We start from the raw sequence: 24,935 nt of genomic DNA, 5'->3' as shown, positions 1-24,935 counted from the left end.
TTAAGACATGAATAATCGGAAATTAAGATATGGGTTAATAGGTGCTGGAAGTAATGCGGAAAGAAAACATTTAAATAATTATATGAATCTCGCTAATATTGAATTAGTCTCCATCTGTGATGTGAATATTGAAAATGCTAACAGATTAGCAGATAAATATAAGATTGAAAAAGTTTATAGTAATTATAAAGATATGCTTAATGCTGAAGATTTGGATCTTGTAAGTGTTTGTACACCAAACTACCTGCACGCTGAAATTTCCATTTATGCTCTTTTAAAGGGAGTAAATGTTCATTGTGAGAAACCGTTAGCAGTAAATGCAATCGAAGCTAAAAAAATCGTTGAAGCAAAAAATAAATCAGGGAAAAAGGTAATTCTGGGCTTAAATAACCGCTTTACAAATGAAGCTGTTTACCTGAAGAAATATATTGATGCGGGCTACCTAGGTGAAATATACCAGGCAAAGGCTGGCTGGATTAGAAGAAGTGGGATACCGGGTAGAGGCACTTGGTTTACCAATAAAGATTATGCTGGCGGCGGAGTTATGATAGATTTGGGGGTTCACTATCTTGATTTAGCCATGTACCTAATGGGTATGCCAGAACCTTCCTATGTGACTGGAGCCACTTATAATAATTTTGATCAAACGACTACACGTAATCGAAATGGATATAAGGGAAATCCAAATGGTATCTTTAATGTTGAAGATTCTGCCATAGGTTTTATTGGTCTTAAAAATGGGGCAACTGTAAATTTTGAATTCAGCTGGGCCTCCAATATTGAAAAAGACAAGCAGTATGTAGAAATACTAGGAACAAAAGGTGGAGTTTCTCTCATAAATGGTGAGTTAAAGATTCATTCTGAACTGCTGGATACCTGTGTAGATATTTCTCCTATTTTGAACCCAAATATTAAATTAAAGAATGAATTTGAACATTTTACAAATAGTATTTTATCAGGTGATCCATTAATGGCTCCTGCAGAGCATGGGGTTTATATGATGAATATTATTGATCATTTTTATCTAGCTGCAAGTAAAAATGAGCCTGTTTTTTTCGAAAAAGATAAAAATAAAATTCTACGACTCTCCTCATCGTTTTGAGGAAAAAAGTATCCTATAGATAGATTTTTACAAAATCTACCTATTAGGATACTTTATGTATTTTTATATAAAAGTTGAGAGGGATGATTTTAGTAATGGTAGAAATGGCTATGCAGGATAAAATGATAGTAGAAGATCAAGAATGTAAAATAAATGAATTAATTGGTAAAATGACTTTAGAAGAGAAGGTTGGTCAATTAACACAAATTGTTCCATCCCTTTATGGTGCATTTGAGGAAATTATTACAAAATTGGTTGAAGGTGAGATTTCTTATCAGGAATTTCAGGCAATGGAGAAGAATTATCATAAGGATAAAATTAGAGAAGGTATCCTTGGTTCAATGGGTGGAGTCACAGGAGCAGAAATCTCTAATGAATTACAAAAAATAGCCATAGAGGAATCTAGATTGGGAATTCCAATGCTTTTTGGCTTGGATGTTATCCATGGGTATAAAACCATTTTTCCCATTCCGCTTGCAGAAGCTTGTAGTTGGGATTTGGATTTAATCGAGAAAACGGCAGAAATTGCAGCTAAAGAGGCATCTGCTGCGGGGATTCATTGGACCTATGCACCGATGGTAGATATCACCAGAGACCCGCGTTGGGGACGAATTGCAGAAGGTGCAGGAGAAGATACTTATTTGGGGAGTATGATTGGAGCTGCGCGAGTAAAAGGGTTTCAAGGAGAAGACTTATCCGAATCTCAAAGGGTTCTTGCATGTGCAAAGCACTTTGCTGCCTATGGAGGAGCTGTGGGCGGCCGCGACTATAATACTGTAGATATGTCACTTCAAACTCTTCATGAGGTCTACCTCCCACCTTTTGAGGCAGCAGCCCAGGCGGGTGTTGGAACATTCATGAGTGCCTTTAATGATTTAAACGGTATCCCGTGTACGGTTAATAACTACCTTTTAACAGATGTTTTAAGAGAACAGTTAGGATTTAAAGGATTTGTTGTCAGTGATGCTAATTCTATCGCAGAAGTGGTGGTTCATGGGGAATCCGTTGATCGGAAGGAAGCTAGTAAGAAGGCATTATTGGCAGGGCTAGAGATGGATATGAGTCACGGTACTTACCAACAGGATTTACCTGAACAAATCAAAAATGGTGATATACCTGTAGAAGTATTGGATGAAGCAGTGCGACGTGTTTTACGTGTGAAATTTCATTTAGGACTATTTGATAATCCATATAGAACGAATAGAGAAATGGAAGATAAAACTTTGCTTGCTCCTGAACATGTGGAAGTGGCTAGAGAGATGGCACAACGATCGATTGTATTGTTGAAGAACGAAGACAATATCCTGCCATTAAAGAAGAATCATAAGAAAATTGCTGTTGTTGGTCCCTTAGCTGATAATCAAAAGGAAATGTTGGGTACATGGGCGATAACGGGTAATCCTGAAGAGGTAGTTACTGTTCTGTCAGGGATCCAATCTGCGGTTGATAAGGATACAGAAATCATATATGCAAAGGGCTGTGAGGTAACCGGTAATGAAAATATGGACTTTGAGGCAGCGGTACAATTAGCAAACGAATCTGATGTGATCATTGCTGTCGTTGGTGAGACTGCCGACATGAGTGGCGAAGCTTCGAGCCGTATGGATCTTAACTTACCTGGTAGACAGGAAGATTTATTAAAGGCGTTGCATCAAACAGGAAAACCAGTAGTAGTTGTCCTCATTAACGGAAGGCCCTTAACGATTCCTTGGGCAGCTGAGAACGTATCCGCCATTGTAGAAGCTTGGCAATTGGGAATCCAGAGCGGAAATGCAATAGCCGATGTTTTGTTTGGTGATTACAATCCAAGTGGTAAACTAGTAGCTACTTTTCCATATTCTGTTGGGCAAGTGCCAATCTATTATAATCATCCTAAAACTGGAAGACCAGCAGGTAAAATTAAATTCACTTCAAAATATATAGATGGTCCATCACAGCCATTGTATCCTTTTGGATTTGGTTTAAGTTACACTACATTTGAATATGAAAATCTTCTTATTTCTTCTTCTGAAGTTACGAAAGAGGGTAAAGTTACAGTTAATATAGATGTAATAAATTCAGGCGGCCTTGCTGGAGAAGAAATAGTCCAGCTTTATATTACTGATGCTGTGGCTAGTAGAGTAAGACCAGTTAAAGAGTTAAAAGGATTTAAAAAAGTAGCACTTCAGCCAGGGGAGACAAAAACCGTTAGTTTTGAGATTGAGATCAAGAATCTTGGTTTCTTCAATGAAGCAATGGATTACATTATTGAACCTGGTTTATTTAAAGTTTACGTCGGCCCGAATTCGAAGGAAGGGCTAGAGGGAGAATTTTCACTAGTTTGATAATATTTTTTTAATAAATCGTTTAATTATAGACGCAACCATTAATTTTTTTTTAATGGTTGCTATTTTTTTGACTACTAATTTTCAGTTAAGCTAGTTAATAATATGATAAAATGCTAGAAAAGAGTCAAATTAACTAAAATTACTTAGAAATTTCCGAATATTGGAACAGTAGATTAAAAATAACAGTTTAATTTTTAACCTATTATAAATGAAAGCCCTTTAATTTTGAAAGAGGTTAAAATATGAGAGTTATATGTTTAATAATATGAAGGCGTTTGCATGAAGGGTCAGATAATATAATGGTAACAGTAGCTACTGTAAATAAGGAAATACACATGTTGGGGTCAATACTTAAAAATAGGAGGAGAATTATGGCAAATGCAGTGGTTCAGCAAACAAATGATATAGTTGCACCTCAGAATACTGAAAAGCTAAGTTTTATGACCAAGTTAAGTTATGGTTTTGGAGAGTTTTCAGCTAGCGTTGTTTGGAGTTTAGCATCATCCTATTTATTATTCTTTTATACGGATGTTTTCGGTATTGCAGGTGGTGTGGCTGCTATCATTTTACTAGTTGCTAGGGTTTGGGATTGTTTCGTAGATCCAATACTTGGACTAGTCATGGAACGAACTAAAAGCAAACACGGACGTTTTAGACCATATGTCCTTTACGGTGCACTTGCACTTTGTGCGCTAAATATTATGACCTTTTACACCCCGGACCTGCCAATGACAGGCAAAATCATTTATGCTGGAATCACTTATTTACTATTAGGTACTGTTCATTCAATGGTTAGTGTCCCTTACGGTGCATTAGCAACCGTTATGACTAGAGATACAAATGAGAGAACAAATTTAAACTCTTTTAGAGGAGTGTTTGGACAGTTTGCAGGTATTTTAACTGGTGCTGCTGTAATGCCTTTGATCACATTATTAGGTAACGGAAACCAACAAAACGGGTTCTTCTATGCAGCGATTGTATTATCAGTAGTCTCTGCCCCACTTTTATACTTAACTTTTAGAAACTGTAAGGAAGTTATTGAACCTGTTAAAGAGGAAAGACCAACCATCAAAGATTCATTGAAAGCTGTGAGTTCGAATAAACCTTTAATGTTTATCTTAGCAAATCTTTTCACCGTGTTAGTTGGATTATTTGGACGAATTGGTACATTAACATACTACTGTATCTATGTATTGCATCGTCCAGATTTAATCGCAGTTCTATTTACTTTATTATCAGTCTGTGGGGCTGTTGGGGCTATAATTCTTCCTTTCTTTGCGAAGTTTATGGAAAAGAAAACGATCATGATTCTGGGTACCACCATTACTGGGTTAGCTTTTATCGCCATGTACTTTACGCCTGCAACTAGTATCTCTATGATTATTGTATGGACGATTATTGCAAGTTTACCAATTGGTTTCGCCAGCCCAATGGTTTTTAGTATGGTTGGTGACTGTATTGATGAACACCAAGTAAAAACGGGTATTCGAGCTGATGGTGCTATTTATTCCGTAACAAGTCTTTCAACTAAAATTGCAAGCGCTATCGTTGGAGCTGCAGCTGCTGCTATTCTAGGGGCAATTGGTTACGTAGCTAACGCTGAACAAACCCCTGAAGTTGTGAACGGAATTAACGTGTTAGTAAACCTAGCACCTGGTATTATCTTTATCCTATCAACAATCCCAATGTATTTTTATAAAATTTCTAAGGCAAGAGCTATGGAAAATACAGAGGAATTATTAAAAAGACAAAGTCAATATTAAATTAATCGCTCAAGCTAATAAGCTGCACAAAATGTGCAGCTTATTAAGCTATTATTTATTGGAGGTTTCATCATGATTAATACTTTAGATACCTTTATTCTTAACAACGAAAATTATATTCTCCCTTTCCTATGGATGAGAGGGGAAGAAGAACCAGTCATTAGAGAGGAAATTGCTAGAATTTATGAATGTGGAATAAAAGGTATTTGTGTAGAAGCTAGACCGCATCCTGATTTTGCTGGACCAGGCTGGTGGCATGACCTAGATATTGTCATGGAAGAGGCTAAGCAGCGAGGCATGCAGGTTTGGGTGTTAGATGATGCCCATTTTCCAACCGGTTATGCGAATGGGTTAATTGAAAAGAAATATCCGAACCGAAAGAAAACCTTTATTAACTATAATACTCTTGATATATTAGGGGCACAAAACGAGGTTACGGTACATATTCCCCCAATGTTAAAACCAAAGAGTTCTTGGCTTGATATCGGTAAACCGATCGACAAAGAAGAACAAAAAAACAATAAGTTAATTAGTGTAGTAGCAGCTAAGTTAGTAAATGAAGGAATTATCTATGAAGAGTTACTCGATTTGACTGACAGTGTTGAGGGAGATTTCTTAACATGCACTTTGCCAGAAGGACCATGGAGACTTTTTGTGATTTATGAAACGAAAACAGATGGCGGTAACCCGAAATACATTAATATGATCGACGAAGAGTCTGTCAGCACCCAGCTTGAAGCAGTATACGAACCACATTTTGAACGTTATAAGGATGAATTTGGAAAGACTTTTGCCGGGTTCTTTTCTGATGAGCCAGCTTTCGGTAATGTAAATGGATTTGACTTTAATGAAACGATCGGAAGAAAAGATATGCCATTGCCGTGGAGTGAAGAAACAAAAAATATGCTTTTAGACGCTCATGGGGAGAATTGGAGAGTGTACCTGCCTTATTTATGGGCCAGTTCTGAGGAAATGAATCAATGTGTCCATACTCGATATACCTATATGGATATCGTTACTCGGTTATATCAGAAGAACTTTAGTAATCAACTAGGAAAATGGTGTGAAAAACACAATGTTGAATATATTGGCCACGTTATTGAGGATAATGATCAGCATAGCCGATTAGGAAGCGGGGCGGGGCATTTCTTCCGAGCTTTGTCTGGTCAGCATATGTCGGGAATTGACGTGATTGGCGGTCAGGTAATTTTTGGTGGTGCAGGTTTAGAGAGAAGGGGAGTCTTCAAAGGAGATGGAGAATTCTATCATTATACTTTAGGTAAGCTCGGTTCTTCTTTTGGACACTTAGATCCTAAGAAAAAAGGAAGGACAATGTGTGAACTCTTTGGTGCTTATGGCTGGAAGCTTGGGGTAAGGGATATGAAGTATATTTTGGACCACTTAATTGTCAGAGGTATCAATTATTTGGTTCCTCATGCCTTTTCCATGAGAGAGTACCCTGACTTCGATTGCCCTCCGCATTTTTATGCAAGAGGACATAATCCACAGTTTAAGCATTTTGCGCATCTCATGCATTATGCCAATCGCTTATGTCATATTTTTAATAACGGTACTCATGTTGCTCCTGTAGCTGTTTTATACCACGGTGAAAGTGAATGGACCGGGGAATATATGAAAATGCAAAAACCAGCCAGATTATTGACTGAAAATCAAATTGATTTTGATTTTGTTCCGATTGATATCTTAAGTGACCTAGGTACTTTTAACGGAAATGTAGAGAATAACGCTTTACACATTAATGGTGAAGAATTTAAGTGTTTAGTGATTCCTTACAGTCAATATATTACGAAAGAGTTGGCTGCTTTTATTAAGAAAGCGGAAGGCTTGGAGATTATTTTTGTAGACAGAAGACCTGAAGGGATTTCGAATCTAGTAGATGGTCAGGAAGCATTAGAACTTTTGGGAGTTATTGAAAAATGTAAAGTGGTTGCTTTAACTGAGTTGGCTGCTAATCTTAAGGCACAAGGGATATTTGATGTTCATGTAAAGACACCTTTTAAGGATTTAACTTATTATCATTATATGAAAGAAAATAATATATATATGTTTCAGAATGAATCTGCACAAGAGACATTTAGTGGTGAAATTGAATTAAACAATGAAGAGTTTGCTATTGTCTATAACGGGCTAGAAAATACATTTGAAAATCTGCCAGTAAGAAAAGAAAACGGAAAAGCGATTATTTATTTAGAACTGAAGCCTTATGAATCTTGTGTAGTGTTTATTAGTGATGAAGAACAAGCAAGTGGGTTTAGAGATTATCATCCGGTTTCTATGAAGCTCTCTGATTGTGTAAAAACAATTGATCTATCAACAGATTGGAAATATTCTTTAGTAAAGAATATTGAATACCCAAATTTCGGCGATGTAAATCAAATGAAAGAATTAGTACCGATTTCCAAAGAATATCCAACCTTCACTGGGATCATTAAGTACGAAAAGACGTTTGAACTAGAAGAAGTAACAAAACAAGGGATATTAACTTTTGAGAATATTTATGAAGCAGTAGAAATATGGATCAATGATGAATATGTAGGGATGAAAGTGTGCCCGCCTTATGTTTTTGAGGTGGACAGCTATTTAAAGAAAGGTACTAATACCATTCGTGTGGAAGTTGCCACAACATTAGATCGAGATCGTTTCAATCACCCAGAACCACCATTTATTGTTTGGCACGACCCTATTGATCCTACAGGTATGTTTGGAAAAATAACTCTTTCTTTATAGATAAATGAGGTGTGATACAAAAAGTATCGCACCTTTTTTCTATTAATTACCCAACCTTATTAACAGATTAAAAATAACAATATAATATTTAACCTATTTTTATTTTTTAAAAAAGAATTACACAAAAAAGACGAAAATCTATACCTGAAAAGGTTAATTAAAGAAAGGGAACAAGTTTAAAAAGAGGTTAAGATATAAATGTAAGCGGAATCAATGTATAAAACTTAATAGAAACAACATAGGAGGAGGAACAGACACAATGAAACTTGGATTTAACAGCGCAATTTTGAGTGAATGCAGCTTTGAAGAAGTAATTGACTATGCAGCTGAAAACGAATTTTCATGTGTGGAGATTTGTGCATGGCCGCAAGGTAAAGCAGCTCGAAAATATGCGGGTGTCACCCACATTGATGTTGATAACTTAGATGTGGATTACATCAAAAACTATAGCGAAGCAAAAGGAATCAAAATTTCTGCTATTGCTTACTATCCCAATGCTCTAGATGTGGATCCAGAAAAAAGTGACTACTATGTAGCCCATATTAAAAAATGTATTGAGGCAGCTAATAAGCTTGATATTAACATGGTAACAACCTTTATCGGAAGAGACCAAAAGAAAACGATAGAAGAAAATTTGGCGATTATGACTACTGTGTGGAAGCCAATTGTTGAATACGCTGAAGAACTTGGAGTAAAAATTGCAATTGAAAACTGCCCGATGCTATTTACTAAAGATGAGTGGCCAGGCGGACAAAACCTAATGACAACACCAGCCATCTTCCGTCGCGTGTTTGAATTAATTCCTAATAAGAATTTTGGATTGAATTTTGATCCTTCTCATTTCGTTTGGCAGCAAATGGATTATATTAAGCCACTATATGAGTTCCAAGAGCGGATTCTCCACATCCACCTCAAAGATATTAAGGTGTACAAGGATCGTTTAAATGATGTGGGAATCATGGCAACACCGCTTGAATACATCTCGCCTAAATTACCAGGTCTAGGGGATGTAAATTGGGGACAATATGTATCTGCCTTAACAGATATTGGTTACCGTGGATATGCCGTCATAGAAGTAGAGGACAAGGCATTCGAAGATTCACTTAAATCTAAAAAAGACTCTATTAAAATTAGTAAAAACTATTTGAGTCAGTTTTTTGCTTGAATAGATTATTAAAATATAAAACTAAAAATCAATTATTAATGAAGAAAAAGGAGAATGAAAATTATGGGTAAATTAAAGATTGGTATTATTGGCTGCGGTGGTATTGCAAATCAAAAGCACTTTCCAGCATTAGCACAATTTAAAGAAATTAGTGAAATCGTTGCATTTTGTGATATCGTCATTGAGCGTGCTGAAAAAGCAGCGAAAGAATTTGGAACACCTGATGCTAAAGTTTACGCAGACTATCGTGAGCTATTGAAGGATGAATCCATTGATCTTGTACACGTTTTAACTCCGAATGTAAGCCATAGCCCAATTACTGTTGCTGCATTTGAAGCGGGTAAGCATGTAATGTGTGAAAAACCAATGGCTCACACTACTGAAGCGGCTCAAAAAATGATTGATGCTTGGAAAAAGTCAGGCAAGAAATTCACAATTGGTTATCAAAACCGCTTCCGTCCAGAAGTACAATCTCTTCATAAATCATGTGAAAAGGACGAGCTTGGCGATATTTATTTTGCCAAAGCACATGCGCTTCGCCGCCGTGCCGTCCCAACTTGGGGAGTATTTCCTGATAAATCCCAACAAGGCGGCGGTCCATTAATCGATATCGGTACGCACGCTCTTGATATTACTTTATGGATGATGGATAATTACAAACCAGTTTCTGTAACAGGTTCTGTTTTCAATAAATTAGGTAATCTACCAGAAGCTGTTGAAGGCAATATGTTTGGACCATGGGATCCAGAAACTTATGAAGTAGAAGACTCTGCGTTTGGTTATATCAAAATGGAAAATGGAGCGACGATTTTCCTTGAATCTTCTTGGGCACTAAACGTTTTAGAATCCAGAGAGGCGGCTACTACTCTTTGCGGAACTAAGGCTGGAGCACAAATCAATTCAGGTATGAGCTTCCGTACGAATGAGTTAGTTTATAATACTGCACGTAATGGGATGTTAACAGAAGAGAAAAACTCTGCAGGCGGTGCGATTGCTTTCTTTGAAGGCGGATCGAATAAACCAGAAGTACTAGAAGCAAAGCAATGGTTAGAGGCTGTTTTATATGATAGAGAACCACTTGTAAAACCAGAACAAGCATTTGTTGTAACGAAAATTTTAGATGCGGTTTATAAATCTGCAGAAACAGGCAAGGAAATTGTGGTTGAAGACGAGACTGTTTTAAGCAAATAGGAGGGTGCAATCATGGCATTTAGTATGAGGTTGCCATTCGTCGATGTTGTTTGTGATGATAGTCTAGTAAACACATATGTGAATGGGAAAAAGCTAGGATATGAATTCCAAATTCGTTTGAGTAACTACCGTGGACATTTCATATCTTGTATTGAAGAGTTTGTTGTTGCCGTTGATGGTAATGAAGTAAATTCAGATGATATCACGTTTTGTCTTAATGAAAAAGAGTTTACCTTAAGGCAATTACCAAGTCTTATTTCAGAGTTTTGGAATTTAATAGAACCAGCTACGATTAAAGTGTTTGCACCAGGCGGTTTAACAGAAGGAGAACATCACATAGATGTGAAAATGATGCTGCGCATCCCATATATGGCGGTTCCTGGAAGCAAAAAAGAGCACGACTATGCTAAATTAGATTCTTGTGGAAGTAAAACATTATCTGTTAGAGATTAAGAGAGAGGAGGTTACGTCTAAGTGGGGAATATTAAATTAGGAATTTCTTTATATAGCTTTACAGATGAATATATAAAAGGTAAATTTACATTAGAAGATTGTATTCGTACTGCTGCTGAATATGGAGCAGAAGGATTTGAATTGGTAGGAACCCAAATGCTGCCTTCTTATCCATATGCTAGTGACAAAGTATTAAATGAATTCAAAGCAATGACAGATCATTATGGGATTGAATTTGTTTCTTACGGAGCCAATGCGGACCGTGGGGTAAGATCCGATCGCGATTTGACGGAAGACGAATTGCTGCAATCGGCCATTATTGATTTGAAAACGGCCAATAAATTGGGATGTAAGATCATGCGTGCCCAGTACCTTTTATCGCCGACAGCATTTGGTAAATTAGCGCCTTATGCTGAAGCTTATGGTATTAAGGTTGGGGTTGAACTTCATAATCCTGAGACACCATCATCTCCTAATATTCAAAAATATGTGGAAGTGATTGAAAAAACTGGATCAAAATATCTTGGAATTGTAACAGACTTTGGAACTTTCGCGACTCGTCCAAATAAACCTCATTGGGATGAGGCTCTAGCGAATGGAGCACCACTTGAATTGCTAGAAATGGCCGCACAACTCCGTTATGATGGTGTGTCAAGAGAGGAAGCAAGACAGCGGCTGATTGAAGCTGGAGCTAATGGTCCTGTAATGGGTGCTCTCCAAGGAATGTATGGATTTGTGACATTCTATAATCAGCCTGATTTGGAAGGATTAAAGAAAATCATGCCATACAATATCCACTTCCATGGAAAATTCCATTATATTGATGAGAACCTTGAGGAAGCGAGTATTCCATATCAGGATATTCTACCGATTATCCAAAACTCTGATTTTGATGGATATATTGTCTCAGAATATGAAGATCATCTATCTGGCAGAGCTGAAGTTATGACAAAACGTCATTTAGAAATGCAAAAAAAAATACTAGGACTATAATTTTATGAGAATACAGGTGAAATTCACCTGTATTCTTTGCCAAGGGTGGGAAAAAAGTGAAAAAATTAATTGGGATTGATTTAGGCGGCACGACTGTAAAGTTTGCCATTTTGACGGAAGAAGGAGAAGTCCAACAAAAGTGGAGTATTGAGACTGATATTCAAGATGCTGGGAAGAACATTGTTCCAAACATTATTGAATCGATTAACCATCGTCTAAGCTTATATGGACTGTCAGCTGATGATTTCCTAGGAATTGGAATGGGTTCTCCTGGAACAGTAGACCGTGAAAAAGGGACTGTTATTGGTGCCTTTAATTTAAATTGGACTACTTTGCAGCCAGTAAAAGAATTAATTGAAGCTGGGACAGGTATTCCGTTTTGTATCGATAATGATGCAAACGTTGCAGCATTAGGCGAGCGCTGGAAGGGTGCCGGTGAAAATGGTGCGGATGTGGTCTTTGTTACACTTGGAACAGGTGTTGGCGGCGGAATTATTGCAGATGGAAATCTGATTCACGGCAAGGTAGGAGCAGGCGGAGAAATTGGCCATATTATTGTAGATACAGAGGGTTATCAGTGTACTTGTGGAAATAAAGGCTGTTTGGAGACGGTAGCTAGTGCAACAGGTGTTGTTCGTTTGGCTAGGGATTTTTCTGAAAAATTTTCTGGGGAATCTGAATTGAAATGGTTAATTGACGATGGACAAGAAGTAACAGCAAAGACCGTGTTTGATCATGCCAAACGTGGAGATAAATTAGCGTTAATCGTTGTTGATAAATTTTACTATTACTTAGGACTTGCTTGTGGCAATATTGGGAACATGTTAAATCCTGAAACTATTGTGATTGGCGGGGGAGTATCAGCAGCAGGAGAAATGCTGTTAACAGGGGTGGAAGAATACTTCCATAAGTTTGCCTTCCCAACCGTAAGAACTAGTACAAAGTTGAAACTTGCACAGTTAGGTAATGATGCAGGCGTTATAGGTGCTGCATCATTGGTTAAACAATCAAGCAAGAACTAAAAATTCAAGAAGCCAACCTTTAACTAAAAAGAGGTTGGCTTCTTTTTGGTCATAATAATTAATTTTGGTACTATATTTAAAAATTAGGTAAAGGTCAAAATAGGCGGAGTATGAAAATAAACGATATTTTTTACCTTTTAGGTAGAAAATGACAGTTACCGTTCCGGTTAATTCGGGTAACTTGTTGCCCAAATCATTAGTTCCCAAGGTTATTAGTTTACATTTTTTAAGATAGAAATATTCTTAGGATAAAAATTATCAATAATTTTTATCCTATTTTTATTTATAAACAGAAAATGAATCGAAAAGAAAGCAAAATCGATATCTATTAAGATAATAAAAAGAAGGGATAAAGTGAAACAAACCGTTAAAATAAAAATGTAATCGGGATCAAAATTAAAAAATAAATAAGGAGAGAAAACCATTATGACGAATCGAGTGGAGAATTACGAGAAACCAAAACGAGGGGTTTCTCTATACAGCTATGCTGGTGAATTTGGAGTTACAATGAGTTTGGAAGATATGTTTGCAGAAATGCATGATTTGGGGGCAAGGGGTTTAGAAATCTTAGCAAACTCACATATTGAAGGCTATCCTAACCCTAGTGATGAATGGCTAGAAAATTGGGATCGGTTGATAAATAAATATGATATTGTGCCGGTGGAATATGGACATTGGGTAGATTCACGTCTATATCAGGGAAGGCAACTTACACCTGAGGAATCGTATGAGATGTTGGTTCGCGATTTCAAACTGGCCAACAGACTTGGATTTACAGTTCTTCGGACAAAATTAGGAGTAATAGATGACGACCTTACTCCAGTAGAAAATTGGAAAGATTTTATTAAAATGGCCCTCCCAATGGCAGAAAAGTATAATGTGAGAATGTGCCCGGAGATTCATGCACCTACGCTTCTAAAATCTAAGATGGTGGATGAATATGTGGAGTTTATCGAACAGACTGGAACAAAGTATTTTGGACTTAATATTGATTTTGGTGTATTTACGACGCAAACCTTGCCAGCAAGTGAATGGGGACCAGATGCGTTTATATTGCCTGAAAGTGAACACAGTCTGGTAGAAGATATTATCCCTCTTCTCCCATATGTATATTGCTGTCATGCAAAATTTGTGAAGATGTCAGAAGATTTCCAAGAGATGACTATTCCATATGAAAAGATTATTAATACACTGGTAGAACATAATTGGGATGGATATATGGTAAGTGAGTATGAAGGACCAAAGAAAGATGTAACCGGTTATGCTGTTGAACAGGTTCGTAAACATCACGTGATGATGAAAAGAATATTAGGAGAATAGGAGAGAAACGATATGTTAGAAAAACCTTGTATTCAATCGAGAGGATTTAGAAATGTAGAAAGAGATGAAAAAATTATTGGCTTTCAGGTTAATATCAGATCCCTATATTATAGAGGTCTGTGGCTATCACAGTTGCGCCCTGCCACGGTTACAGTAGACGGAGAATCGTTTTCGGGGGACCAGATCACCTGGACCATTAATGATGTTACTTATACACAAGCGGAAATGGCAAATCTCGGGGATGTTCACTGGGGGCTTTTAGAACCTGCTACTCTAACTGTTGCTAGGGAGGGTGGCTTGGAATCAGGAAGCCACGAAATTGAGGTTAGTTTTACTTATAGCTGCTCATATTTTCCTCCAGTAGTGGATACTGTTCTTGGTGGAACCCATAAGAGAACACTAATTTTGGTTTGACTTTTCCTAGTGCCATAACTATTTATAAAAAATTATTCTAAAAATATTGATGATAATATATCACAGGTAATACGTCCAATAATAAAGTTATGAATTATGCTTGGACTAATAAATAATTAATTTCACTCACTGGCGCAGCTACAAAAATATTTTCATAAAATAATAGCATCCGATCCGGGAATTAGGAAAAAGTATCAAAGAATGATGGAGCAGAAGTAGAAAGTGCACGACTCACTCCAATTAAAAATTAAAACTAAATAAAAGTTTTATGGACCCCAGATGGATTATTAGATGGGTCCTTTTTTTATGATAAATATTAGGAGAAAATGTCGACCTATGATATATTTAAAATTAGTATATTTTTTATGTTTTTTTTATGGAGGGGATAGAATTGGGTGGTACGCATACATTCCAATCTTCTTTAGATTCAAAGTTAATAACCTTTACAGTAATGAACAACAAGAGTAGCTTGGAACATGCCCATAGAGAAATAGAAATGATTTATATGATTAAGGGTAATTTACAGGTTAAAGTTAATAATAATTTCTTTCAAATGAAAAGTTCAGATTTTGTATTAGTGAATTCTAATGAATTACATTCTTTCCAGTCTGATGAAGATAATTTATTTGTCGTATTCCATTTTAATTACTTTGAGTTAAGTTCCTTGTTAACTCAAAAAAGATTATTATTCTCTTGTAATTCAATTGAGAATGTTAGTATATCTGACCAAAAGTTAAGAACTGCTATTGAGAAGCTTATAACAGTATATATGGATGTAAACAACTTCTCACAAGTAGAAATATTAGAAAAAACTTATAAATTAATTTCAATTCTTAGAATTAATTATATGAATAATCGAAAACAACTGCAAATAGACACGACGTTTAAAGGTCAAAATGATAGATTGACAGAAATAATCGATTATATACAAAGTAATTATCAAGAGGCTTTATCTTTAGAGGAAGTTGCTAGGATCCATTATCTTTCTATTCCATATTTGTCTAAGTTTTTTAAAAAACAAACCGGAAAAACCTATTCTCAATACTTAAATGAGATTCGTTTGGAACATGCAGTTTATGAATTGGTGAATTCTAACAAACCAATTACACGTATTGCATTAGATAATGGATTTCCAAACATAGCGTCATTTAACAGAGTTTTTAATGAAAGTTATCAATTGAAACCAGTTGAATACAGAAAACAAATGAGAGTAATCTTAGATAAAGAAGAAGTCGCTTATAATGATATTAGTGATCTGGAAAAAAATGAAACACTTACCCAGCTGCGCCAGTATCTTAAAAGTAATGAGGATAAAAGTGTTCAAGCGGTCCCTAGAACAACAAGTCCTAAAGATTTTGAAATCGTAAAAATTGGAAAATTGGATGCTTTTGTAAAGTATTGGAATCGGTTACTTAATATTGGATATGCAAGAGATTTATTAAATTCAGATATGCAAGAACAAATAACCCTCATGCAAAAGGAAATTGGGTTTACCTACGCTAGATTTTGGGGCTTGTTTGGTGATGATATGCTTTTAGAAGACCGCTCTGAGGGAACCATCACTTACAATTTTTCAAATGCAAACAAACTATTGGATTTTCTAATTAAAAATAATTTAAAACCCTTTATTGAAATAGGTCCTAAACCAAAAATTATTCAAAAAGCCATAGGTGAAACTCTTGTAGTCCAAACGACAAAGGAAACGACACTAGAGCAATGGCAAAACCTTGTAAAGGCATTTCTGTTACAATGTATCGAGCGCTATGGAATTGAAGAAGTCGAGACCTGGTATTTTGAAATGTGGCGACCACATACAGCCATATTTAACTTTAAATCCCAGGAAGAAAATGATGTCTTAGCGAAAATTAAGGATAATCAATTTCGAGATTATTTTAAAATTTTTAGTGATTTTAAAAGGATTACGCAAGAGCATGTACCTGGAGCGAAGGTTGGTGGATGTGGGCTAAACATGAACTTAGAAGGTTACAAACTGGATTTGTTATTAGAACAATGGAAACAGGAAGAAATTCAGCCGGACTTTCTTTCTATTTATCTATATCCAATTGAAATAGATCGGGAGAAATATCGAGTCCCTATTAAAAATCTGCACTCAACAGATCCGCTTTATGTACAAAATAAACTGAAAGACGTAAGGAAATCTTTAAAGAAAACTGGGTATGATGGTTTAGAAATAAATGTTACCGAATGGAACATCAGCATTTCAAATCGAAACTATCTAAATGATAGCAGCTTCAAATCCTCTTACCTGGTAAAAAATATTATTGAAAATATCAATATAAATCAAGTTAATATGTTGGGGTATTGGTTGTGCTCAGACATTTTTAGTGATTTTAGAGATTCTAAAAATCTCCTGCATGGCGGCGCAGGTCTGATGACAAAAAACGGCATAAAAAAACCGAGTTACCTTGCATTTGTTCTGTTAAAACAATTAGGTGAGATTTTAGTAGCAAAGGGAAAAAATTATATTGTTACCAAAAAAACAGGTGATCGCTACCAAGTATTGTGCTTTAATTATAAAAATTTCAATTACTCTTATTACCTACATCCTGAAGGAAGTACTGGAATTGACGAGCAATATGACTTTTTTGAAGACAATGAGCCTTTAAACCTTTCATTAGAACTACAAGGTATTGCCAATGGAAAATATCGCATAAAAGAACTAAAACTGAATCGTAATCACGGTAGTGTATTAGATGAATGGTTAAAAGCTGGTGCTGCAGAAGACATAAAATCGGATGAAGTGGAATATTTTAAGCAAATCTGTATGCCTTATATGAAAATAGAGCATTCCCTCGTTGAAAATCATTCTATTATTTTAAAGGGGGAGCTTCAACCTCATGAAGTGAGGTTATTTGAACTTAATTTGTTATTTCGGGAAGTATAATTTATTTTAATTTGAAAAAGAGGATAATTCGTTAATAGATTCATATCCTACTTTTTTCAGTTATTCTGACCTTCAATAATTAGTACTAGTAAATAAATTGGGAGAATACAGGTGAATTTCACCTGTATTTTTTACTAGGGTAGAGAAAAAATATAATGCTGAATTGATATTGAAGATTAATGAAATATCGTTATCACCAAATTTTGAAGCATTTTATATTGGTGTAAAAAAATTTTGTAAAATTTAATCCATAAGCTTAATTTGTTGCCTTTTATTAAAAAGGATTAAGAAAGAGTATATTATTGTGTAATTATCAGATAGTGTTTCCATCCTACAATCGATAAAATTAAGCTATCAATTGAAGCGCTTGCAATTGTTTCGTAAAAAGTAAGTTATTATTTTAATAAGGAGAGAAAAATATGGGACGAGCAATGGAAGATGTTTTTGAAGAAGTAAATCAAGATTCTAGCGATAAGGATATTGAAAGGATTGGTCTAAAGGAAAAATTAAGCTATGGATCGGGTGATTTTGCTTTTCAGTTAACGTGGTCCTTAACAACTGCATTTCTACTATATTTCTATACAGATGTAGCTTTAGTACCAGTTGCGGCAACAGGAACTATTTTCTTAGTTGCTAGAATTTTAAGCGGGGCATATAATCCTATCATGGGAGCTATTCTGGATCGAACAACTTCTAAACATGGGAAAGCTAGACCTTACTTTTTATATATGGCCATACCATACGGAATTCTTTGTGTCCTAACATTCAGTGCTTTTGATATGTCAGATGGGCTTAAAATTGCTTATGCATGGGTTACATTTCTTTTATTTGGTATCCTATTCGCTTCAATGAATAGTCCATATACGTCCTTGTTGCCAATGATGACTCGAGATCCAAATAATAAAGTAACATTAAGTAGTTTTAGGACAGTTGGTATGGCAATTGGAGCAATCGTTGTAAACGCTCTTACCAATCCTTTTATTGCATGGGCTGGTCAAGGGGATGAAAAGTTAGGTTTTAGATTAGTTTCAATTGTTTATGCGCTTATAGGTATTGCTTGTATGTATCTAATTTTTGTAAACTGTAAGGAACGTTATTCTAAACCGGTAACAAAAGAAACTAGGACAAAGTTTTGGGAAGATTTTAAATTAGCTTTCAAGAATAAGCCATGGGTAATTTTATTTGTTTTTGTTATGTTCAATCTTATGAGAGTGGGTATTGTTACATCAATTACAGTTTATTTTGCATTAAATGTTTTGCAGAATCCAACTATGATTCCGATTTTACTTACAATGTTCTCAATAGGAACATTAACAGCTGGTTTTATTGCTCCAACAATCTTTAAAAAATTATCATACCGTGCTGGGATTACAATGGTATTAAGTGGTAGTATTGCTGGTTATTGTATTTTGCCATTTTTTCAAGATCAAATGTTATCTTTTTTAGTTATTTATATGATTATCCAAATTTTGGCATTTATTCCAACACCAGCTATGTTTGCGATGATAGCAGATACAATTGATTATAGTGAGTGGAAATTTAACCGTCGTATGGAAGGATTTTTATCATCTACAATGAGCTTAGGAACAACAGTTGGTAGTGCGATAGGTGTTGCCATTGTTGGGTATTCTTTAACTATTATAGGATACATACCTGGACAAATAACAGACTCCGTAGTTAATGGACTTCAAACTTTGTATTATGCTGGACCAATTTCAATTATGATTATTCAAATTGTAATCATTTATTTTTATAATCTGGATAAAAAACAACATGAAGTGATTGTCCAAGAAATAAGAAATAGATAATTTAATAACAAATTAAGTAAGTAGGCCATAATTTCTTCTGAACTTGTGGTCTACTTTATTTTTGTTGATAAAGACTTTATATCAACAGTGAATTAACATAGGAGATTAAATAATAGTAAATGAATTTTAATATTTTCAAATATCCCAAGATTACATTCTCGTTCTGAATAAAAAATAGTATAAAGATTCATTTTAATTGTCAAAAAATTCGGAAGTTTTCTATTTGGCACTTTCGATATGATATATATACAGCTTAGCTGTAGTAGTAATTAAAACTTACGGAAGGAGCTTTTAACAATGAAATTTGGTTGCAGTTTAGAAATGATTAATATGCGGATCAGTGAACCTGGATTTAAACATAAGCTGTCAAAGTCGTATTGGGTAGAAATGTTTAAGTTTGTGGCGGCGGCAGGATTCAAAGGAATTGAGCTTCCATATAATCCTTATTCTACTGACGGAATTGCTTTTAACATGGCTAGAAGTGGAATGCCTATTAGTAAGTATACTGTAAACACCAAGTATGGCTCAGTTGCTTCATTTAACGATATGCTTAATAGCTTCGGTATCGAAAAGGTTACAAGTGTTCATGTCAACGCAAATGACGCATTAATAGAGTTACTTACAACCGGTGATGATCCATCCAAGATTTTTGAGAAATTGGAAGCATCTGCCGAAGAAGCAATTGAATTCGTTGCGGAGCTTGGCGGAAATGGATTGGTCATTTCACCGACGCCAGAACTTGGATTACTTTATCAACTAAAGGGCCCAAGGATTGAAGAATGGAGGCAGGACTATCTCTCCCAAACAGCCCAGGTTCTTAACAGAATTGGGGAATTGGCGGCAAAGAATGGGGTCCAAGCCTCTATAAAAAATGAATATTGGAGCCTTGTTCGCGGTAACGAACTGAATGTATTGCTAGATATGCTGGATTCTGAAAATATTCAATACAGCCCTGATTTGGCTCATCTTTTCATTGCGAAGTCCGATCCAGTGGAAATGGTAAAAAAATATAAAAACAGGCTAAACTTTGTTCGTTTTAGCGACACCAAGTTTGAGGATATTGAAAACAATTATGAAAAAACCAATCCAGAAATACCAATTGTGGGAGCTCAACGGGTCTTTGCTGATCTTGGAGATGGGCTTGTAGATAAAGTAGGAGTGTATAAAGAATTAAAGGATTCGGGATATGATGGATGGTTAATTTGCGAATCAAAGAAAGCGCTTAATCCATACAAAGCTTTATTAAAAATGCGTTGGTATGTTGATAATGTCCTATTAAAATCGTAAATGGAGGTAAGATGAATGGAGAATTTAAAATATTCATATATGACAAACATGTGGGGAATGATTGTAGATTTTCCAAAAATTAATAACATTAATGAATGGTCTGAAGATGATTATGGCAATGCAGCTTATTATTTAGATTGGGATAAAATTTTCAAATATCACGTTGGCGCGGGTATTAAGGGTATCGAAGTGATGTTTTATCATATTCCATACATTAAGCAGTTTTTTGGCTCGCTTAAAAACTTTGCAGATTTTGCAAAGGAGAGAGGGATTGAACAGATTACAGGTATGTTTTCACTCGCTCCAGGTTCCGAAAACAAAGAAAATCTACATAGTGCTGTAGGATTTAATCAAATGTGGATTGATGCCTTGTCTGAATTAGGCGGTGAAAATATGATTATCATGCCTGCAGGGCAATATTACGGAACGGGTCCATTATCGAAAGAGCAACTCCGTAATGCTGCAGAATGTATGAATGAAATCGGAAAAAGAGCGGCTGATAAAGGAATAACGGCTTGTATTCATAATGAGTTCTGGTGCGCAGTGAACCTGTATGATCACGAGGAGTACTTAGAGATGACAGATCCAAATTATGTATCTTATTGCTTGGATACAGCACAGCTTTCCATCATGGGGGTAGATGTAGTTCAGTTCTATGATAAGTATCATGATAGAATCAAGTATTTCCATTTGAAGGATACAACCCACCCAAATGCACCGGATAGCGAAAGATTTGCACCAGGAGCAGAGTTCGCAGATGAGGGCACTCAGTGGTTCTGGGAACTTGGAAGTGGCAAGGTCGACTTCAAAGGCTTGTGGAAATTACTTAAGAAATACAATCACAAAGGTTGGATGACAATTGAAACGGATGGGACGCCTGACCCGTTAGCTGCGATGTTACTTTCTAAGTGGTATATCGATCACGAACTCTCACCTATATATAAATAACTTTCAGTATAGACTTTTCATTTTGGTGTTTTTAGGAGGAGAAAAAATTGAAGAGGGTAAAAGTAGGTTTAATTGGATGCGGTACCATCAGTCATACTTATATGGACAACCTAACTCAGAGATATAAATTGATTGAGGTGGTAGCCTGCGCCGACATGTTCTTGAGCAAAGCGGAAGAGCTGGCAGCAAAGTATGGGGTTCCTAAGGCATGCAGCGTGGAAGAGTTACTTGCCGACCCTGAGGTGGAAATCGTGCTGAATCTTACCATCCCTGTTGCTCACTATGAGATTAACATGGCTGCATTAGAAGCAGGTAAACATGTTTATTGCGAAAAGCCTCTTGCTTTAAATCTGGAGGACGCACGTAAATCAATCGATTTTGCTAAGAATAAGGGCTTGATGTTGGGATGCTCTCCTGATTCATTCTTAGGTGCTGGCATTCAAACCTCCAAAAAGGTTCTAGATAATGGCTGGATTGGAAATCCAATAGCTGTAACGGCTAACTTCATGTGTCATGGACACGAACTTTGGCATCCTGCTCCCGATTTCTATTACAAAGAAGGCGGAGGACCTATGCTGGACATGGGACCATACTATATTACAGCCATGGTCGCGTTAATAGGACCCATTCACAAAATTACTTGTATTGCAAAAAAGACACATGATGAGAGAACGGTTCTAAACTCCAATATCAGATCTAAAAAATCAATTAGTGTGGATGTACTTACCCATTATTCTGGCCTAATTGAATTTGAAAGTGGGGTTATTGCTACTGTTAACATGAGCTTTGATGTATGGTTTTCTACCTTGCCGAAGTTAGAAATATATGGGACAGAGGGCACTCTTATGGTTCCAGATCCAAACATGTTCGGCGGACCAGTGAAATTAATCAGAGGTGACAATATGGTAGACAGTATTGAAGGTGCGGACATGGTCGAGGCACTTATCACGATAAACTCCAGGTCCAAAATGGAGGAATTCGTAAGAGAGATTCCACTTGCCTATCATAATATTGGTTATAATTCTCGTGGCTTGGGTGTATTGGATATGGCCTATGCATTGGCGGAAGGAAGACCTCACCGAACAAATGGAGATCTGACCTACCATGTTTTAGAAGCCCTAATGGGATTTGAACGTGCTGCAGAAGAGGGAACCCCCTATGTTATGACTAGTACTTGCAGCAAACCGTCAGCCGTTCCAACTGGTTTGCGTTTTGGAGAACTTGATTAAAAAGAGGGATTGTTACATTGAAATAAGAGCTTGGTAGATTTTTAATCTTTAACAGGAAGAGGGGTTATTATGAAACTGGGTGTGTTTGCCGTCTTATTTTCCAATAAGCCGTTAGAAGAAGCATTGGATTTTATTAAGGGACATGGACTTGATACTGTAGAAATTGGGACTGGAGGATATGTTGGTGATGCACATTGCAATCCTGCTGAACTTTTGGCTGATGAAGAGAAATTATTGAGATTTAAGAAAGCCTTTTCATATCGAGGGATTAAAATTAGTGCATTAAGCTGCCATGGAAATCCGCTTCACCCAAACAAAACCATTGCGGCTCAACATCACAAGGCATTTCAAGATACTGTCCGGCTTGCCTCAATACTTGAAATTGAAAACGTTATCACTTTTTCGGGGTGCCCAGGTGAGTCTGATTATTCCTTGAATCCTGTCTGGATTACATGCCCATGGCCGAATGATTTTTCAGATGTCTTGAATTGGCAATGGAATGAAAAAGTAATTCCATATTGGAAAGAGCAAAATGAGTTTTTACAACAATATGGTGTTCGAGTAGCGATTGAACCGCATCCCGGATTCGTAGTATATAATTCTGAAGCGCTCTTACGATTAAGATCAGAATGTGGTGAACAAATTGGCGCTAACTTTGATCCAAGCCATTATTTCTGGCAAGGTATGGACCCAGTGGCTTGTATTAAAGCATTAGGGAAAGAGAATGCCTTGTATCATTTCCATGCGAAGGATACAAGGATCGATGGACAAAACAGTCATTTAAATGGAGTGCTTGATACAAAGAGCTATAGCGATATCACCAATCGTTCCTGGATATTTCGAACGGTTGGTTATGGTCACGGGGAAGATACCTGGAAAGAAATTATTAGCACACTTCAAACCATTGGTTATAAAGGGGCCATTAGTATCGAGCATGAAGATGCCTTAATGAGTGTAGAAGAAGGATTTACGAAAGCGGTTTCTTTTTTACAAACTAAAATCATAAAAGAAGGGGCTGCCGAATTATGGTGGGCGTAAACAAAAAACAGGTTAGAATTGGAATGGTCGGCTATAAGTTTATGGGGAAAGCCCACACCCATGCCTACCGGGACGTATCGTTTTATTTTGATAACAAGGTAGAACCTGTTCTCCAAGCTTTGTGCGGCCGGGATGAGGTAGGCGTGAAAGAAGCAGCAGCCAAGATGGGATGGCGAAGCTATGAAACGGATTGGAGAAAATTAATTGCGAGAGACGATATCGATTTAATTGATATCGTAACCCCGAATCATAATCACGCGGAAATTGCCATAGCTGCAGCAGAAGCCGGAAAACACGTTTATTGTGAAAAACCACTGGCAATGACGCTTGAGCAATCTAAGCGAATGCTGGAAGCTGTCGAAAAAAACGCGGTCATCCATATGGTCAACTATAATTACCGCTTTGCACCAGCGATTCAATTTGCAAAAAAGTTGATTGAGAATGGGAGACTAGGGAAGATTTACCATATTCGTGCAACTTATTTACAAGATTGGATTATGGATCCGCAATTTCCGCTCGTATGGCGGTTGAATAAGGAAATCTGCGGTTCAGGAGCTCACGGAGATTTAGCTGCCCATAGTGTTGACTTAGCTAGATTTTTAGTAGGCGAATTTCAGGAAGTTTGTGGAGTAATGGAAACATTTATTAAACAGCGCCCGATTGTGGAAAACAGCTCTGGTTTAAGCGGTACAGCGTCGAGTGACAAAGTAGGTGATGTTGAGGTCGATGACGCAAGTGTCTTCCTTGCCCGTTTTGAAAACGGTGCCATCGGTACGTTTGAAGCGACACGATTTGCTGGGGGTAACCGAAATGGTAATAGGTTTGAGATTAATGGTGAGAAAGGGTCCATCAAGTGGGACGGGGAAAATATGAATAATCTTCAAGTGTATTTCCATGATGATGAACCAGGGCTGCAAGGATTTCGAACAATTAACTGTACGGAAGAATTGCACCCTTATGCAGGAGCCTATTGGCCGGCAGCTCATATTATTGGTTACGAACATACTTTTATCAATTTGATGGTCGAACTATTAAATGGCATCGATAAAGGCTTCAGCCCTGCACCTAATTTTGTAGATGGATTGAGAAATCAGGCAATATTAGAGGCGGTTGAGCAGTCGTCTCGAATGAAAAAATGGGTTTCTCTAAGTGAGAATTTTCAACAGTCTGTACATTCTGCATTGTAAAAGAAAAAGTTAGATTCTTAACATAAAAATTCTTT

General features: G+C 36.5%; 18 protein-coding genes. All 18 read left to right on the top strand.

Going from position 1 to position 24,935, the window contains the following annotated elements; genetic code table 11:
- The first annotated feature begins 7 nt into the window (after window positions 1-7).
- The 18 genes from QFZ31_RS10410 (at window position 8) to QFZ31_RS10325 (ending at window position 24,900) form a co-directional block, all read left to right on the top strand.
- On the top strand, window positions 8-1,102 hold the full coding sequence (locus QFZ31_RS10410; protein WP_307302912.1) for a Gfo/Idh/MocA family protein: 1,095 nt from the start codon (window positions 8-10) through the stop codon (window positions 1,100-1,102).
- Window positions 1,103-1,197: 95 nt separating this feature from the next.
- A complete protein-coding gene (gene bglX, locus QFZ31_RS10405; RefSeq protein ID WP_307302911.1) occupies window positions 1,198-3,426 on the top strand; it encodes a beta-glucosidase BglX in 2,229 nt (742 codons plus the stop codon).
- Window positions 3,427-3,800: 374 nt separating this feature from the next.
- Window positions 3,801-5,192, top strand: a complete 1,392-nt coding sequence (locus QFZ31_RS10400) for an MFS transporter (protein WP_307302910.1) — start codon at window positions 3,801-3,803, stop codon at window positions 5,190-5,192.
- A 72-nt stretch (window positions 5,193-5,264) separates the two neighbouring features.
- Entirely contained in the window at window positions 5,265-7,940 is a 2,676-nt protein-coding gene (locus QFZ31_RS10395) for a sugar-binding domain-containing protein (RefSeq protein ID WP_307302909.1), read from the top strand.
- Window positions 7,941-8,199: 259 nt separating this feature from the next.
- Complete coding sequence (locus tag QFZ31_RS10390) at window positions 8,200-9,105, top strand: sugar phosphate isomerase/epimerase family protein (RefSeq protein ID WP_307302908.1); 906 nt, start codon at window positions 8,200-8,202, stop codon at window positions 9,103-9,105.
- A 63-nt stretch (window positions 9,106-9,168) separates the two neighbouring features.
- Window positions 9,169-10,296, top strand: a complete 1,128-nt coding sequence (locus QFZ31_RS10385; protein ID WP_307302907.1) for a Gfo/Idh/MocA family protein — start codon at window positions 9,169-9,171, stop codon at window positions 10,294-10,296.
- Between the two features lie 12 nt (window positions 10,297-10,308).
- Window positions 10,309-10,749, top strand: a complete 441-nt coding sequence (locus tag QFZ31_RS10380; protein ID WP_307302906.1) for a DUF6379 domain-containing protein — start codon at window positions 10,309-10,311, stop codon at window positions 10,747-10,749.
- A 21-nt stretch (window positions 10,750-10,770) separates the two neighbouring features.
- Entirely contained in the window at window positions 10,771-11,742 is a 972-nt protein-coding gene (locus tag QFZ31_RS10375; protein WP_307302905.1) for a sugar phosphate isomerase/epimerase family protein, read from the top strand.
- Between the two features lie 56 nt (window positions 11,743-11,798).
- Window positions 11,799-12,764, top strand: a complete 966-nt coding sequence (locus tag QFZ31_RS10370; protein WP_307302904.1) for an ROK family glucokinase — start codon at window positions 11,799-11,801, stop codon at window positions 12,762-12,764.
- Between the two features lie 426 nt (window positions 12,765-13,190).
- Window positions 13,191-14,084 (top strand): sugar phosphate isomerase/epimerase family protein, encoded by an 894-nt coding sequence (locus QFZ31_RS10365; RefSeq protein ID WP_307302903.1) that lies wholly within the window; start codon window positions 13,191-13,193, stop codon window positions 14,082-14,084.
- 12 nt (window positions 14,085-14,096) lie between these two features.
- Window positions 14,097-14,498, top strand: a complete 402-nt coding sequence (locus QFZ31_RS10360; protein ID WP_307302902.1) for a DUF6379 domain-containing protein — start codon at window positions 14,097-14,099, stop codon at window positions 14,496-14,498.
- Between the two features lie 391 nt (window positions 14,499-14,889).
- Window positions 14,890-17,403, top strand: a complete 2,514-nt coding sequence (locus tag QFZ31_RS10355; protein WP_307302901.1) for a GH39 family glycosyl hydrolase — start codon at window positions 14,890-14,892, stop codon at window positions 17,401-17,403.
- A 419-nt stretch (window positions 17,404-17,822) separates the two neighbouring features.
- Window positions 17,823-19,211, top strand: a complete 1,389-nt coding sequence (locus QFZ31_RS10350) for an MFS transporter (protein ID WP_307302900.1) — start codon at window positions 17,823-17,825, stop codon at window positions 19,209-19,211.
- Window positions 19,212-19,508: 297 nt separating this feature from the next.
- On the top strand, window positions 19,509-20,498 hold the full coding sequence (locus tag QFZ31_RS10345) for a sugar phosphate isomerase/epimerase family protein (protein ID WP_307302899.1): 990 nt from the start codon (window positions 19,509-19,511) through the stop codon (window positions 20,496-20,498).
- Between the two features lie 15 nt (window positions 20,499-20,513).
- The gene (locus QFZ31_RS10340; protein WP_307302898.1) at window positions 20,514-21,446 is read left to right on the top strand and encodes a sugar phosphate isomerase/epimerase family protein; all 933 of its coding nucleotides are present in this window, start codon (window positions 20,514-20,516) and stop codon (window positions 21,444-21,446) included.
- 47 nt (window positions 21,447-21,493) lie between these two features.
- Complete coding sequence (locus QFZ31_RS10335; protein WP_307302897.1) at window positions 21,494-22,675, top strand: Gfo/Idh/MocA family protein; 1,182 nt, start codon at window positions 21,494-21,496, stop codon at window positions 22,673-22,675.
- A 69-nt stretch (window positions 22,676-22,744) separates the two neighbouring features.
- Complete coding sequence (locus QFZ31_RS10330; RefSeq protein ID WP_307302896.1) at window positions 22,745-23,713, top strand: sugar phosphate isomerase/epimerase family protein; 969 nt, start codon at window positions 22,745-22,747, stop codon at window positions 23,711-23,713.
- On the top strand, window positions 23,701-24,900 hold the full coding sequence (locus QFZ31_RS10325; RefSeq protein ID WP_307302895.1) for a Gfo/Idh/MocA family protein: 1,200 nt from the start codon (window positions 23,701-23,703) through the stop codon (window positions 24,898-24,900). Before QFZ31_RS10330 ends, QFZ31_RS10325 begins: the two co-directional genes overlap by 13 nt.
- Window positions 24,901-24,935 lie beyond the last annotated feature (35 nt).

It is taken from the genome of Neobacillus niacini (assembly GCF_030817595.1).
GTDB classification, from domain to species: domain Bacteria; phylum Bacillota; class Bacilli; order Bacillales; family Cytobacillaceae; genus Neobacillus; species Neobacillus niacini_G.
Note: the sequence above shows the minus strand (reverse complement) of the source record. Positions and strands in the feature narration are given on the sequence as shown.